We start from the raw sequence: 15,443 nt of genomic DNA, 5'->3' as shown, positions 1-15,443 counted from the left end.
ACAGGTCACCTGACGAATGCTGCGGCGTCCGTCGCCAGGTCGAGCAGGGGTGCCGGCAGCACGCCGAGGATCAGCGTGGCAGCCACCCCGATCATCAGCGCGGTGGCGGTCAGCCCGCCCGGCACCGCAACGGTCGGGGTGCTCTCGCCCGGCTCCGACAGCCACATCATCACCACCACCCGCAGGTACGGGAAGGCCAGCACCATGCTGGTCAGCACACCGGCCACCACCAGCCAGGCGTGCCCGCTCTCCAGAGCCGGGCCGAAGACCGCGAACTTGCTCATGAAGCCGCTGGTCAACGGGATACCGGCGAAGGCCAGCAGGATGAAGGTGAAGACCCCGGCATAGAACGGCGAGCGGCGGCCCAGCCCGGCCCAGCGGGACAGGTGGGTGGCCTCCCCGTCGGCGTCCCGGACCAGGGTCACCACGGCGAACGCGGCGAGCACCGAGAAGCCGTACGCGGCCAGGTAGAACATCGTGCCGGAGACGCCCGCCCCGGTCGGGGCGAGGACCCCGACCAGCAGGTAACCGGCGTTGGCGATCGACGAGTACGCCAGCAGCCGCTTGATGTCGGTCTGGGTGACCGCCAGCACCGCGCCGACCAGCATGGTGAGCACCGCCACCACCCCGAGGACGGGGGTGAAGTCCCAGGCGGTCTGATCGAACGCCACGTGGAATACCCGCAGCAGGGCCCCGAACGCGGCCACCTTCGTGCAGGCCGCCATGAAGCCGGTGACCGGGGTCGGCGCACCCTGGTAGACGTCCGGGGTCCAGACGTGGAACGGGGCGGCGGCAGCCTTGAACAGCAGGCCGATGGCGATCAGCGCCATCCCGGCGAAGAGCAGCACCTCGCTGGCCGGGGACTCGTTCACCGCGGCGTGCACGGTGGCGAAGTCGACGCCGGCCGAGCGGCCCGGGATGCCGGCGGTGAAGCCGTACACCAGGGCCACCCCGAACAGGAAGAACGCCGAGGCGTACGCGCCGAGCAGGAAGTACTTCATCGCCGCTTCCTGGCTCAGCAGCCGCCGGCGACGGGCCAGCGCGCAGAGCAGGTAGAGCGGCAGGGAGAAGACCTCCAGCGCGATGAACATGGTCAGCAGGTCGTTCGCCGCCACGAAGATCAGCATGCCGCCGATCGCGAAGCTGGTCAGCGGGTACACCTCGGTGGCCCCGTTGCGCCCCTCGGCCTGCTTCCGGTCGTCGGCCGACTCGGCGGTCACCGCCGCCTGGGCGACGAACGCGCCACCGCGCTCCACCGACCGCTCGCCGATCAGCAGCAGCGACATCGCGGCGAGCACCAGGATGGTGCCCTGCAGGAACAGGGCGGGACCGTCCACGGCCAGCGCCCCACCCGCCGTGACCAGCCGGGCGTCGGCGTTGAGCACCACCATCACCAGCGCGGCGAGCACCGCCACCAGGGACAGCGTCAGCTGCACCAGGTGCCGGCGGGGACGCGGTACGAACGCCTCCACCAGGACACCCAGCAGGGCCACCCCCAGCATGATCAGGATCGGGGCGATCGACGGATAGTCGATCGACGGCAACTTGAGTTCGGTCACTGCGGATGCCGCCTTTCGATCGCGACTGCGGGGCTCACTCGCTGCGCTCGTTCGCTCCTCGCGCTCACTGCGCAGCCTCCTGGACGCTGCCGACCTCAGGGGCGGGATCGGTCTTGCCGACGTCCTGCATGGTCGCCTGGACGGCGGGGTTGATCACATCGGTGACCGGCTTGGGATAGAAGCCGAGCAGCAGGATCAGGGCGATCAGCGGGGCGACCACTGCCTTCTCGCGCAGGGTGAGGTCGCGGTGCATCGCCTTGACCTCGGTCAGCTCCGGGTTGAGCGTGCCCTGGGTGGTGCGCTGCACCATCCACAGCACGTACGCCGCCGCCAGGATGATGCCCAGGGTGGCGATCACCGCGACCGGCTTGTTCACCGTGAAGGTGCCGATCAGCACCAGGAACTCGGAGACGAACGGCGCGGTGCCGGGCAGTGCCAGCGACGCCAGACCGGCGAAGAAGAGCACCCCGGCCAGCAGCGGCACCAGCTTGCCCGCCCCACCGAAGTCGGAGATCAGCGACGAGCCCCGGCGGGCGATGAGCATCCCGACGACCAGGAACAGCAGGCCGGTGGCGAGCCCGTGGTTGAGCATGTAGAGCACCGCGCCGGTGCCCGCCTGGGTGGTGAAGGCGAAGATGCCGACCCCGATGAACCCGAAGTGCGCGATCGAGGTGTACGACACCAGCCGCTTCAGGTCGGACTGGCCGACGGCGAGCAGCGCGGCGTAGAGGATGCCGATCAGCCCCAGCGCCAGCGCCCACGGGGCGAACCACTTCGACGCCTCCGGGAACAACGGCAGGCAGTACCGCAGGATGCCGAACGTACCGACCTTGTCCAGCACGCCGACCAGCAGCGCGGCGGCACCCGCCGGGGCGGCCCGACCGGCGTCCGGCAGCCAGGTGTGGAACGGGAAGAACGGCGCCTTGATCGCGAAGGCGAGGAAGAAGCCGAGGAACAGCCAGCGCTCCGTGCCGGTGGAGATGTCCACCTGGGTCAGCGTCTGCCAGTCGAAGGTCTTGCCGCCGACCACCCACAGGCCGATCACCGCGGCCAGCATGAACAGCCCGCCGACCAGCGAGTAGAGGAAGAACTTCACCGCCGCGTACTGCCGCTGGTGGCCGCCGTAGCTGCCGATCAGGAAGTACATCGGCACCAGCATGACCTCGAAGAACACGTAGAACAGGAAGACGTCGGCGGCGGCGAAGACGCCGATCATCGTGGATTCGAGGACGAGCAGCAGGGCGAAGTAGGCCGGCACCGACCGCTTCGACGCGTCGGCGTCGTGCCAGGACGCCAGGATCACCAGCGGCACCAGCACCGCGATCAGCATCAGCATGACCAGTGCGATGCCGTCGACGGCGAAGGTGAAGTTGACGTCCCAGGTGGGGATCCACGGGTACGACTCGCGGAACTGGAGCCGGTCACCGTCGGCCTGGAACGAAACCCACATCACCACCGACAGCGCCAGCACCAGCAGCGACCAGCCGAACGCGACCTGCTTGGCCAGGTCGGGCCGGCGACGCGGCAGGAAGGCCACGACCAGGGCGCCGACCAGCGGTGCCACGGTCAGCACCGAGAGGAACGGGAAGTTGGACATTATGCGGCCTTACCTCCGTCGTGGATGCGGGGCCCGCCGGCGGGGGCTGTCGCATTGAGGTCGATCACGCCAGCCACCCCGCCTGCACCGCCAGGAACGCCGCCACCACGAGCAGCGCGCCGGTCAGGATCGAGGTGGCGTACGACCGGACGAAGCCGGTCTGCCAGCGCCGGAGCCGACCCGAACCGCCCCCGACCCCGGCGGCGAGGCCGTTTACCAGCCCGTCGATGCCCCGGTTGTCGAGGAAGACCAGCGCCCGGGTGAGGAAGATGCCCGGCTTCTCGAAGACCACCTCGTTGAAGGCGTCCGTGTAGAGGTTGCGCCGGGCGGCGGTGACCAGCACCCCGGCCGGCTGCGGCGCGGTGGCCGTGCCGTTGCGGAACAGCGCCCAGGCCAGCCCGGCACCGAGCACCGTCACCACCAGCGACAGTGCGGTCAGCAGCCAGTGCGGCAGCACCGCCGCGTGCTCGGCGTGCTCGCCGCCCAGCCCGGCGGTGGCGGTCAGCCAGTCCGGCACCGAGGTGGCGAGCAGGAAACCGGCACCGACCGAACCGACCGCCAGCAGGATCAGCGGGATGGTCATCAGCTTCGGCGACTCGTGCGGGTGCTCGATGTCCTCGGTCCACCGCTTCGGGCCGTGGAAGGTGAGGACGAACAACCGGGTCATGTAGAAGGCGGTCAGCCCCGCGCCGAGCAGCGCCGCCCCGCCGAACAGCCAGGCCGTCCAGCCCTCCCGCTCGAACGCCGCCACGATGATCGGCTCCTTGGAGAAGAAGCCCGAGAACGGGAACATGCCGATGATGGCGAGCCAGCCCATCATGAAGGTGATCCAGGTGATCTTCATGTACTTCGACAGCCCGCCGAAGCGGCGGATGTCCACCTGGTCGTTCATGCCGTGCATGACCGAGCCGGCACCGAGGAACATGTTCGCCTTGAAGAAGCCGTGCGCGAGCAGGTGCACGATGGCCAGCGCGTACGCCGCACCGCCGAGACCGACACCGAGGAACATGTAACCGATCTGGCTGACGGTCGACCAGGCCAGCACCCGCTTGATGTCGTCCTTGGCCGCGCCGATGATGCAGCCCATCAGCAGGGTCAGCGCGCCGACGCTGACCACCACGAGTTGCAGCGTCTCGTTGGCCGAGAAGATCGGGTTGGACCGGGCGATCAGGTAGACACCCGCGGTGACCATGGTGGCCGCGTGGATGAGCGCCGACACCGGGGTCGGGCCCTCCATCGCGTCCGGCAGCCACGCCTGGAGCGGGAACTGACCGGACTTGCCGGCCGCGCCGAGCAGCAGCAGCAGGCCCAGCACCAGCACCGTGCCGCTGGCCAGCCCGCCGACGGAGGAGAAGACCTCGTCGTACTGGGTGGTGCCGAGGGTGGCGAACAGGATGAAGATGCCGATCGCCAGGCCGGCGTCGCCGACCCGGTTCATCAGGAACGCCTTCTTGCCGGCGGTGGCCGCGCTCGGCCGGCCGTACCAGAAGGAGATCAGCAGGTACGACGCCAGGCCGACGCCCTCCCAGCCGAAGTAGAGCATCACGTAGTTGTTGCCGAGCACCAGCAGCAGCATCGCGGCGACGAACAGGTTGAAGTACGCGAAGAACCGTCGCCGGCCCTCGTCGTGCGCCATGTACTCGACCGCGTAGAGGTGGATCAGGAAACCCACCCCGGTGATCAGCAGGACGAAGACGGCGGCGAGCGGGTCGAAGAGCAGACCGAAGTCGACCCGCAGGTTGCCGACCGTGATGAAGTCCCAGAGGCTCAGCTCGACGGACTTGTTCTCCAGCCCGCGCAGCTGGAAGAACGAGGTGAGCCCCAGCACGAACGCGGCACCGATCGCGGCCACGCCCAGCCAGTGCCCCCAGCGGTCGGCCCGCCGGCCGAGCAGCAGCAGGATCGCCGCGCTGGCCAGCGGGATCGCCACCAACAGCCAGACGCTGCTCAGCAGGCCGTCAGCCGCCGCGTAGGTGACGGCACCCGCTGGCTCTGCCGCCTGGGCGTACGTCAGAATCTCATCCACCGCAGGGCCCCTTTAGTACTTCAGCAGGTTGGCGTCGTCGACGCTCGCGGAGCGCCGGGTCCGGAAGATCGACATGATGATCGCGAGCCCGACCACGACCTCGGCCGCCGCCACCACCATCACGAAGAACGCCATGATCTGTCCGTTGAGGTCACCGTTGATCCGGCTGAAGGTGACCAGCGTCAGGTTGGCCGCGTTGAGCATCAGCTCCACGCACATGAACAGCACGATCGCGTTGCGCCGCACCAGCACGCCGACCGCGCCGATGGTGAACAGCACCGCCGCCAGGATCAGGTAGTAGTCAGGGCTCACCGGACCGGCCTTTCGTTCGCGACTGCGGGGCTCCGCTTCGCTGCACTCCTCGCGCTCACCGAGGCCACGCCGCTGTTCGCGACTGCGGGGCTCCGCTTCGCTGCACTCCTCGCGCTCACCGAAGCCACGCCGCTGTTCGCGACTGCGGGGCTCCGCTTCGCTGCACTCCTCGCGCTCACCGTTCCGTCCCCTTCAGGGTGGTTTCCTCGGCGGTCAGCTCCCGCTGCGGCAGGATCGCCGGGGTGCTGCGGTCGGTCAGCCGGCCGTCGGGCAGCCGGGCCGGGGTGGCCACCGAGGAGGAGGTGGCGAAGACGCCCGGACCGGGCTTCGGGCCGGGGTAGTTGCCGGGGCGGAACCGGGCCTTCATCGTGGCGACCTGGTCCATCTTGTCTTCCTTGCGCCGCTCGATGTGCGCCAGCACCATCGCGCCGATCGCCGCCGTGATCAGCAGCGCGGAGGTCAGCTCGAAGGCCAGGACGTACTTGGTGAACAGCAGCCGGGCGATGCCCTGCACGTTGCCCTCCGCGTTGGCCTGGTCCAGGCCGACGGCGGTGACCCCGTTCAGCGCCCGGTAGAGGCCGGTACCGACCAGCCCGGCGAAGCCGAGCCCGAGCACCACCGCGGCGACCCGCTGGCCGCGCAGCGTCTCGATCAGCGAGTCGGAGGCGTCCCGGCCGACCAGCATCAGCACGAACAGGAACAGCATCATGATCGCGCCGGTGTAGACGATGATCTGCACCATGCCGATGAACGGCCCGGCCTGGAGCACGTAGAACACGCCCAGGCAGAGCATGGTGAGCACCAGGAACAGCGCCGAGTGCACGGCGTTGCGCGCCCAGACCATGCCGATCGCGCCGATCAGCGCCAACGGGGCGAGGATCCAGAAGGTGACCTCCTCACCCCCGGACACCTGGCCCGCCGCGGCGAGCACCGTGGACGTGTTCATGCTCCGGCTCCCTTGCCCGCCGCCCGCTGGGCCGCCTGCTCGGCACCCGGGAAGGTCACCCCGGGATGCTCCTCGACCTGGTAGCGGCCGGGCCCCATCGGGGACTGCTCGGCACCGGCCGAGGTGCCCGGGTTGGTCAGCGCGCCGACGTAGTAGTCCTTCTCGCTGTCACCGAGCCGCATCGGGTGCGGCGGCTGCTCCATGCCTTCGAGCAGCGGAGCGAGCAACTGCTCCTTGGTGAAGATGAGGTCCTGCCGGTTGTCCCGGGCCAGCTCGTACTCGTTGCTCATGGTCAGCGAACGGGTCGGGCAGGCCTCGATGCAGAGCCCGCAGAAGATGCACCGGGCGTAGTTGATCTGGTAGACGCTGGCGTACCGCTCGCCCGGCGAGAAGCGCTGCTCGTCGGTGTTGTCGCCACCCTCGACGAAGATCGCGTCCGCCGGGCAGGCCCAGGCGCACAGCTCGCAGCCGATGCACTTCTCCAGGCCGTCCGGGTGCCGGTTGAGGATGTGCCGCCCGTGGTAGCGCGGCGCCGAGACCGGCGGCTTGAACGGGTAGTCGGTGGTGACGACCTTCCTGAACATGTGCGAGAAGGTGACACCGAAGCCCTTGAACGTTCCGGTGATCGCGCCCACGTCACACCTCCTGAGAGTCGGAGCCGGTGGCGATGTTGGCCGGCTCCCGCTCGGCGACCACACGCTTCGTGCGCGGGCTCGGCGGTACCTGTAGATCCAGCGGGGGCAACGGGAAGCTGCCGTACGGCCGGTTGTCGGCCTGTTCCTGCGGGGTCGGCTTCGGGGCCGGCTTGCGGCTCGGCCACAGCAGCGTCGCCAGCAGCAGTACGCCCGCGCCGACGGCGGTGGCGAGCAGCCGGTCCCGCGACTGCCAGTCCTCGATGGAGCGCAGCCCGGCCAGGACCAGGATCCAGACCAGGTTGATCGGGAGCAGCACCTTCCAGCCGAAGCGCATGAACTGGTCGTAGCGCAGCCGGGGCAGGGTGCCCCGGAGCCACACGAAGACGAAGACCAGCAGCAGCACCTTGCCGAAGAACCAGAGCATCGGCCACCAACCGGTGTTGGCGTCCGCCCACAGGGTGATCGGCCAGGGTGCCCGCCAGCCGCCGAGGAACAGCGTCGTGGTCACCGCGGACATGGTCACCATGGCGACGTACTCGGAGAGCATGAAGAGCGCGAACTTCAGCGAGCTGTACTCGGTCATGAAGCCGGCGACCAGCTCCGACTCCGCCTCGGGCAGGTCGAACGGCGCCCGGTTGGTCTCGCCGACCGTGGCGATGAAGAAGATGATGAAGCTGGGCAGCAGCAGGATCGCGTACCAGCCGGGGGCGGGGATCTCGACGCCGGCGATGGTGAGCCGGGTGGCGTCCCCCTGGGCGGCGACGATCCCGCTGGTGGACATGGTGCCGGCGGTCATGAACACCGCGACGATGCTCAACCCCATGGCGACCTCGTAGGAGATCATCTGGGCGCTGGAGCGCAGGCCGCCGAGCAGCGGGTACGTCGAGCCGGAGGCCCAGCCGCCGAGCACGATGCCGTAGACGGCCAGCGACGAGCAGGCCAGCAGCACCAGCACCGCCACCGGTACGTCGGTGACCTGCAACGGGGTCCGGTGGCCGAAGATGCTCACCATCGGGCCGAACGGGATCACCGACAGTGCGGTGACCGCGCAGACCACCGAGATGACCGGCGCGAAGAAGTAGACCACCTTGTCGGCGGCCTTCGGGAGGATGTCCTCCTTGAAGGCCATCTTGAGGCCGTCGGCGAGGGTCTGGAGCAGGCCGAACGGGCCGACCTGGTTGGGGCCGGGCCGGACCTGCATGTAGCCGACGACCCGCCGCTCGAACCAGACGCCGAGCAGGGTGGCGAGCAGACCGAAGACGAACGCGAAGACGATCTTGATAAGGACCAGCCACCACGGGTCCCGGCCGAAGTCGGCGAGCGTCGGGTCCTGCGCCAGGAGGAGGGTGTTCACTGTGCACCTCCGGAGATCCGTACCACCGTGCCGGACGCGGTGCCGAGGCTGCGCCGGACGGTCGAACCGGGAGAGTTGGTCGGCAGCCAGACGACGCCGTCGGGCATCTCGGTGATGGCCGCCGGCAGGGTGACCGCACCCCGGTCGGTGCCCACCGTGACCGGGTCGCCGTCGGCAACGCCGAGCGTCTCGGCGGTGCCCTTGCCCAGCCGGACCACCGGCGGGCGGGCGGTGCCGGCGAGGTGCTCGTCGCCGTCGGTGAGGCTGCCCAGGTCGATCAGCTGGTGCCAGGTGGCCAGCACCGCCTCGCCCGCACCCGGTTGGGGCACGGCCCCCGGGGAGACCGAGGGGGTGACCGGCCGGTCGGCCCGGGTCGGCGGCAGTGCGCCCAACTCCCGGCGGATGCCCGACACGTCGCCGGTGCCGAGCCGGACGTCGAGCTGCGCGGCGATCGCGTCCAGCACCCGCGCGTCGGTCATCGCGGCGGTGTGCAACACCGCCTCGAACGTACGCAGCCGACCCTCCCAGTCCAGGAAGCTGCCGGCCTTCTCGGCCACCGGGGCGACCGGCAGGACCACGTCCGCCCGACGGGCCACCGCCGAGTTGCGCAGCTCCAGGCTGACCAGGAACGGCACCGCGTCGAGCGCCTGCTCGGCCAGCCTCGGGTCGGCCAGGTCGGCCGGGTCCACCCCGGCCACCACCAAGGCGCCGAGCTGGCCGTTCGCGGCGGCGGCCAGGATCTGGTCGGTGTCCCGACCGGCCTGGCTGGGGATCACCCCGGCCGGGATGTCCCACGCCTCGCCCAGCTCGGCGCGGGCCGACGGCTCGGTCACCGGACGCCCGCCGGGCAGCAGGTTGGGCAGGCAGCCCGCGTCGACCGCACCCCGGTCACCCGCGCGCCGCGGCACCCAGGCCAACTTCGCACCGGTACGCCGGGCGACGTCCGCGGCGGCGGAGAGGCCACCGGGCACCCCGGCCAGCCGCTCGCCGACGAACAGGATCGCGCCCTCGGCGCTCAACGCCTCGGCCACCGTGTCGTGCTCGGCGAGCACGCTCGCCTCCTCGCCCGGCACCACCCGGGCCAGCTTGGCCCCGAGCTTCTCCAGGCCCCGGGTGGCGAACGGGGCGATCGCGTAGACCGTCAGCTTCTTCTTCAGGTACGCCTTGCGCAGCCGCAGGAAGAGGATCGGGCACTCCTCCTCCGGCTCCAGCCCGACCAGCACCACCGAGGACGCCTTCTCCACGTCGGCGTAGGTCACGTCGGTGACCCCGGCGACGCTGCTGGCCAGGAAGTCGGACTCCTCGCGGGAGACCGGCCGGGCCCGGAAGTCGATGTCGTTGGTGTTCAGGGCGACCCGGGCGAACTTCGCGTACGCGTAGGCGTCCTCGACGGTCAGCCGGCCGCCGGTCAGCACCGCCGTGCCGCGTCCCTCGTCGCGGGCGGCCCGCAGCCCGTCGGCGGCCCGGGTCAGCGCCTCGCTCCAGGACGCCTCCCGCAGCTCACCGGACTTCTCGTCGCGGACCAACGGGGTGGTGAGCCGGTCGAAGGCGCGGGTGTACTGGAAGCCCCACCGCCCCTTGTCGCAGTTCCACTCCTCGTTGACCTGCGGGTCGTCCCCGGCCAGACGGCGCAGCACCTTGCCCCGCCGCCAGTCGGTGCGCTGCGCGCAGCCGGCCGAGCAGTGCTCGCAGACGCTCGGGCTGGAGACCAGGTCGAACGGGCGGGCCCGGAACCGGTACTGCGCCCCGGTGAGCGCGCCGACCGGGCAGATCTGCACGGTGTTGCCGGAGAAGTACGAGTTGAACGGGACGTCGCCGGAGTCGCCCTCCGCGCCGTACGCGTCGTCCCGGTAGATGTTGATCTCCTCGGCGGACGACCGGCCCATCAGGTCGATGAACTTGTCGCCGGCGATCTCCTCGGAGAACCGGGTGCAGCGCTGGCAGAGCACGCAGCGCTCCCGGTCGAGCAGCACCTGGGTGCTGATCTCCATCGGCTTGACGTACTCCCGCTTGTGCTCGTGGAAGCGGGAGTCGGTGCGGCCGGTGGACATCGCCTGGTTCTGGAGCGGGCACTCACCACCCTTGTCACACATCGGGCAGTCCAGCGGGTGGTTGAGCAGCAGCAGCTCCATCACCCCCTCCTGCGCCTTCTTGGCGACCGGGGAGCTGAGCTGGGTGCGGACCACCATGCCCTCGGCGACGGTCTGGGTGCAGGAGGCGACCGGCTTGCGCTGCCCCTCCACCTCCACCAGGCACTGCCGGCAGGCACCGGCCGGGGCCAGCAGCGGGTGGTCGCAGAAGCGGGGGATCTCGGTGCCCAACTGCTCGGCGACCCGGATCAGCAGCGCCCCCTTGGGGGCGGTGACCTCGACGCCGTCGATGGTGAGCGTTACGGTCTCGGCGGCCTTCGCCACGTCAGTCATTAGAGTCGCCTTCCATTCGCGACTGCGGGACTCGCAAGCTCGTTCCTCGCGCTCATCAGTGGGCTCCAACCAGAGACTTGTCGGAGAGCTTCGGCGCGGTACGCCCCTCGATGTAGTCGAGGTAGTCCTGCTTGAAGTACTGCAACGACGAGGTCACCGAGCTGGTCGCGCCGTCGCCCAGACCGCAGAACGAGCGGCCGAGGATGTTGTCGCAGGTGTCGAGCAGGGTGTCCAGGTCCTCGTGGGTGCCCTGGCCGGCGAGGATGCGCCGGTAGACCCGGACCATCCAGTAGTTGCCCTCCCGGCACGGGGTGCACTTGCCGCACGACTCGTGGTGGTAGAACTCCAGCCACCGGTAGGTCGCGTAGACCGGGCAGTCCTGGTCGGAGAAGATCTGGGTGGCCGTGGTGCCCAGGATCGAGCCGGCCGCCGCCACCCCCTCGAAGTCCAGCGGCACGTCGAGGTGCTCGGCGGTGAGCAGCGGGGTCGACGACCCCCCCGGCGTCCAGAACCTCAGCTGGTGACCGGGCTGCATCCCGCCGGCCAGCTCGATCAGCTCGCGCAGGGTGACGCCCAGACCGCACTCGAACTGGCCGGGGTTGGCGATCCGGCCGGACAGCGAGTAGATCATCGGCCCGGAGGACTTCTCGGTGCCCATGGACTTCCACCAGTCCGCACCGCCCAGCACGATGTACGGGACGCTGGCGATGGTGCCGACGTTGTTGACCACCGTCGGGCTGGCGTACAGGCCGTGGGTGGCGGGGAACGGCGGGCGGAGCCGGGGCTGGCCCCGGAACCCCTCCAGCGAGTCCAGCAGCGCCGTCTCCTCGCCGCAGATGTACGCCCCGGCACCGGAGTGCACCACCAGCTCCAGGTCGAACCCGGTGCCGAGGATGTTGCGCCCGAGGTAGCCCTTGGCCTGCGCCTCGGCCACCGCGTTGCGCAGCCGGCGGGCGGCGTGCACCGCCTCGCCCCGGATGTAGATGTAGGCCCGGTTGGCCCGGATCGCGTACGAGGCGATGATGACCCCCTCGACCAGCGAGTGCGGGTCGTGGGTCATCAGCGGCAGGTCCTTGCAGGTGCCCGGCTCGCCCTCGTCGGCGTTGACCACCAGGTAGTGCGGCTTGCCGTCGCCCTGCGGGATGAAGCCCCACTTCAGGCCGGTGGGGAAGCCCGCGCCACCCCGCCCACGCAGCCCGGAGTCCTTGATCAGCTGGATCAGGTCGTCCGGGTGGGCCTTGAGGGCCTTGCGCAGCGCGGCGTAGCCGTCGAGATTCTCGTAGGTGCCGATCCGCCAGGCGTCCGGGGAGATCCAGCGCCGGGTCAGCACCGGGGTCAGCTTGGCCAGGGTCTCCGGCCGGGGAGTGGTCACTTCTGGGCCCCCGTCTCGCTCGCGACGGCGGAGCCCGCGCCGGCAGCGCCCGTTTCCGCCTCGGCTTCCTTGAGGTTGCGCTCCTGCGCACCGGCCTCGTCGCCGGCGGGTTTGCCGTCACCGGCGGGGGTGTTCGCGGCCACCCCGGCTGCCTGCGCCGCCTGCGCGTCGCGGGACGCCGGTGGCGGGCCGTCCGTCGGGACCTTGGTGCCGGGGGCGTCCGGCGCGGCGGTCGCCGCGTCGGGCTGCCGGGTCTCGGCGGTACGCACCTGCGGCGACTTGTCGTCCGGCGCCTTGACGTCCGGCGCGGTGCTGCCGGTGATCTGCTCCGGCTTCGCCGCCGGTGCGGCCGGCGCGGGAGCCTTGGCGGCCTCGGCCTTCGCCTTCGCCTCGGCGGCGGCCCGGTCGGCCTCGGCCTTGCTGCGGATCGGGGTCTTCGGGTCGTAGCCCGGTGCCGAGATGCCGTGCTGCTCGGCCAGCCGCAGGCCACGCAGGGTGGCCGCACCCGGCCCACCGTCGGCGACCGCACCGTCGCGCTCGTCGGCGAACCCGGCGAGCTGCACGGCCATCTCCTTCAGCGTGCACAGCCGGGCACCCCGGGTCGGCATCGGCCGGCCCCCGGCACGCAGCTCGTCCACCACGCCGACCGCGCCCTGCGGGTCGACGCCGTCGAAGAAGTCGTAGTTGACCGTCATCACCGGGCCGTAGTCGCACGCCGCCAGGCACTCGGCGTGCTCCAGGGTGATCTTCCCGTCGGCGGTCGTCTCGTCGTGCCCGACGCCCAGGTGCTCGACCAGGGTGTCGTAGACCTCCTGGCCGCCGAGCACGTTGCACATCGTGTTGGTGCAGACGCTCACCAGGTAGTCACCGGTGGGCCGGCGCTTGTACATGGTGTAGAAGGTGGCCACCGCGCCGACCTGGGCCTTGTTCAGGCCCAGCACCTCGGCGCAGAACGTCACCCCGGCCGGGGAGACGTAACCCTCCTCGGACTGCACGAGGTGCAGCAGCGGCAGCAGCGCCGAGCGGGACCGGTCGGCCGGGTACCGGGCGATGATCTCCCGCGCCCGGGCCCGGGTCTCTTCAGTGAAAACACTCATCGGTCACATCCACCCATCACGGGGTCCAGCGAGGCGCCACCGGCGATCACGTCGGCGATCAGGCCGCCCTCGGCCATCGCCGGGAGGGCCTGGAGGTTGACGAAGCTCGGCTCCCGGTAGTGCACCCGGTACGGTCGGGTGCCACCGTCGGAGACCGCGTGCACGCCCAGCTCGCCCCGGGGGGACTCGATGCCGACGTACACCTGGCCCGGCGGGACCCGGAAGCCCTCGGTGACCAGCTTGAAGTGGTGGATCAGCGACTCCATCGACTGACCCATGATCTTGGCGACGTGCTCCAGCGAGTTGCCCATGCCGTCCACGCCGATGGCGAGCTGCGCCGGCCAGGCGATCTTGCGGTCGGCCACCATCACCGGGCCCGGCCGCAACCGGTCCAGCGCCTGCTCGACCAGCTTGAGCGACTCCCGGATCTCGGCGAGCCGGACCAGGTAGCGGCCCCAGACGTCGCCGTCCGGGTGGGTCGGCACGTCGAACTCGTAGCTGTCGTAACCGCAGTACGGCATGGTCTTGCGCAGGTCCCAGCCGAGTCCGGCGGAGCGCAGCACCGGGCCGGTCACGCCGAGCGCGAGGCAGGCGGTCGCGTCGAGCACCGCGACACCCTGGGTGCGCTCGGTCCAGATCGGCTGGCCGGAGAGCAGGTCCTCGTACTCCTTGAGCTTCTTCGGCATCATCGTGAGGAACTCGCGGATCTTGACGATCGCGGCGTCCGGCACGTCCTGCGCCACCCCGCCCGGCCGGACGTAAGCGTGGTTCATCCGCAGGCCGGTGATGGTCTCGAAGATGTCGAGGATGTACTCCCGCTCGCGGAAGCCGTACAGCATGATGGAGATCGCGCCCAGCTCCATGCCGGTGGTGGCCAGCCACACCAGGTGCGAGGAGATCCGGTTCAGCTCCATCATCAGCACGCGGATCGTGGTGGCCCGCTCGGTGATGTCGTCGGTGATGCCGAGCAGCTTCTCCACCGCGAGGCTGTACGCAGTCTCGTTGAAGATCGGAGCGAGGTAGTCCATCCGGGTCACGAAGGTCGAACCCTGCACCCAGTTGCGGTACTCGAGGTTCTTCTCGATGCCGGTGTGCAGGTAGCCGACGACCGAGCGGGCCTCGCGGACCGTCTCACCCTCCAGCTCCAGGATCAGCCGGAGCACACCGTGCGTCGACGGGTGCTGCGGACCCATGTTCACGACGATCCGCTCGTCGTTGATCGGGTCGGTGCCGGAGACGACCTGGTCCCAGTCCCCACCGGTGACGGTGAAGACCCGCCCCTCGGTGGTCTCCCGTTCGGTCGCGTAGTTGGACGTGGTCACTGGTATGACCTCCTACGGTCCGGCGGCGGGATCTCCGCGCCCTTGTACTCGACGGGCACCCCGCCGAGCGGGTAGTCCTTGCGCTGCGGGTGGCCCTCCCAGTCGTCCGGCATCAGGATCCGGGTCAGGTTGGGGTGGCCGTCGAAGATGACCCCGAACATGTCGTACGCCTCGCGCTCCTGCCAGTCGGCCGTCGGGTAGACGGCGGTGACACTGGGCAGGTGCGGGCTCTCGGCGGACACCGCCGCCTCCAGCCGGACCCGACGCCGGTAGGTCATCGAGGTCAGCAGGTAGACGACGTGCAGCCGGCGCTCGTCGGCACCGAGATAGTCCACACCGGACACCGAGGAGCACAGCTCGAAGCGCAGCGCCAGGTCGTCCCGCATCACCTGGCAGACCTCGGCGATCCGCTCCGGACGCACGTGCAGGGTCAGCTCGCCCCGGTCGACGACGACCTTCTCGATCGCGTCGGCGAAGTGCGGGTACGCCTCCTCCAGCGCGTCGCGCACCTCGTCGAAGTAGCCCCCGTACGGCCGGGGGGCCTCCTCGATCGGGGTGCGATGGCGGACCAGGCCGCCGTAGCCGGAGACGTCGCCGGTGCCCTGCATGCCGAACATGCCGCGCCCGGCGGGGCTGGACGGCGGCAGCTCGGCGGGAGCGCCGCTGGTCGCACCGGCCGGGGTGACCGGCACCGGCACCCCGCCGTCGTTCTTCCTGTCGTTCGGCGCGGTCACCGTGCCTGCCCTCCGTTCGCGACTGCGGGGCTCCGCTGCGCTGCACTCCTCGCGCTCACCCTGCCT

12 protein-coding genes are annotated in these 15,443 nt (G+C 70.3%); all 12 read right to left on the bottom strand.

The window, feature by feature from the left end; genetic code table 11:
• Positions 1-5: 5 nt before the first annotated feature.
• The 12 genes from nuoN to ACQP2H_RS02070 all read right to left on the bottom strand — a co-directional run bounded on the left by nuoN (position 6) and on the right by ACQP2H_RS02070 (position 15,377).
• The gene (gene nuoN / locus ACQP2H_RS02125; protein WP_208565522.1) at positions 6-1,559 is read right to left on the bottom strand and encodes an NADH-quinone oxidoreductase subunit NuoN; all 1,554 of its coding nucleotides are present in this window, start codon (positions 1,557-1,559) and stop codon (positions 6-8) included.
• Between the two features lie 64 nt (positions 1,560-1,623).
• The gene (locus ACQP2H_RS02120; RefSeq protein WP_208565521.1) at positions 1,624-3,156 is read right to left on the bottom strand and encodes an NADH-quinone oxidoreductase subunit M; all 1,533 of its coding nucleotides are present in this window, start codon (positions 3,154-3,156) and stop codon (positions 1,624-1,626) included.
• A 64-nt stretch (positions 3,157-3,220) separates the two neighbouring features.
• The gene (gene nuoL, locus ACQP2H_RS02115; RefSeq protein ID WP_433230719.1) at positions 3,221-5,182 is read right to left on the bottom strand and encodes an NADH-quinone oxidoreductase subunit L; all 1,962 of its coding nucleotides are present in this window, start codon (positions 5,180-5,182) and stop codon (positions 3,221-3,223) included.
• Positions 5,183-5,194: 12 nt separating this feature from the next.
• Positions 5,195-5,494: an NADH-quinone oxidoreductase subunit NuoK gene (gene nuoK, locus ACQP2H_RS02110; protein ID WP_091244416.1), complete on the bottom strand. Its 300-nt coding sequence runs from the start codon at positions 5,492-5,494 to the stop codon at positions 5,195-5,197.
• 175 nt (positions 5,495-5,669) lie between these two features.
• Positions 5,670-6,440: an NADH-quinone oxidoreductase subunit J gene (locus ACQP2H_RS02105; protein ID WP_088646150.1), complete on the bottom strand. Its 771-nt coding sequence runs from the start codon at positions 6,438-6,440 to the stop codon at positions 5,670-5,672.
• Positions 6,437-7,075, bottom strand: a complete 639-nt coding sequence (nuoI, locus tag ACQP2H_RS02100; protein ID WP_208565519.1) for an NADH-quinone oxidoreductase subunit NuoI — start codon at positions 7,073-7,075, stop codon at positions 6,437-6,439. The genes ACQP2H_RS02105 and nuoI overlap by 4 nt, the downstream gene beginning before the upstream one ends.
• Before the next feature lies 1 nt (position 7,076).
• Entirely contained in the window at positions 7,077-8,429 is a 1,353-nt protein-coding gene (nuoH, locus tag ACQP2H_RS02095; protein ID WP_219465892.1) for an NADH-quinone oxidoreductase subunit NuoH, read from the bottom strand.
• Positions 8,426-10,852: an NADH-quinone oxidoreductase subunit G gene (locus tag ACQP2H_RS02090; RefSeq protein WP_357533005.1), complete on the bottom strand. Its 2,427-nt coding sequence runs from the start codon at positions 10,850-10,852 to the stop codon at positions 8,426-8,428. Before ACQP2H_RS02090 ends, nuoH begins: the two co-directional genes overlap by 4 nt.
• A 55-nt stretch (positions 10,853-10,907) precedes the next feature.
• Positions 10,908-12,224 (bottom strand): NADH-quinone oxidoreductase subunit NuoF, encoded by a 1,317-nt coding sequence (nuoF, locus tag ACQP2H_RS02085; protein WP_357533003.1) that lies wholly within the window; start codon positions 12,222-12,224, stop codon positions 10,908-10,910.
• Complete coding sequence (gene nuoE, locus ACQP2H_RS02080; RefSeq protein ID WP_357533001.1) at positions 12,221-13,321, bottom strand: NADH-quinone oxidoreductase subunit NuoE; 1,101 nt, start codon at positions 13,319-13,321, stop codon at positions 12,221-12,223. The genes nuoF and nuoE overlap by 4 nt, the downstream gene beginning before the upstream one ends.
• The gene (locus ACQP2H_RS02075) at positions 13,318-14,643 is read right to left on the bottom strand and encodes an NADH-quinone oxidoreductase subunit D (RefSeq protein ID WP_208565514.1); all 1,326 of its coding nucleotides are present in this window, start codon (positions 14,641-14,643) and stop codon (positions 13,318-13,320) included. Before ACQP2H_RS02075 ends, nuoE begins: the two co-directional genes overlap by 4 nt.
• Positions 14,640-15,377: an NADH-quinone oxidoreductase subunit C gene (locus tag ACQP2H_RS02070; RefSeq protein ID WP_363818199.1), complete on the bottom strand. Its 738-nt coding sequence runs from the start codon at positions 15,375-15,377 to the stop codon at positions 14,640-14,642. Before ACQP2H_RS02070 ends, ACQP2H_RS02075 begins: the two co-directional genes overlap by 4 nt.
• Positions 15,378-15,443 lie beyond the last annotated feature (66 nt).

This window comes from Micromonospora sp. CA-248260 (assembly GCF_050942205.1).
GTDB lineage: Bacteria > Actinomycetota > Actinomycetes > Mycobacteriales > Micromonosporaceae > Micromonospora > Micromonospora antibiotica.
Note: the sequence above shows the minus strand (reverse complement) of the source record. Positions and strands in the feature narration are given on the sequence as shown.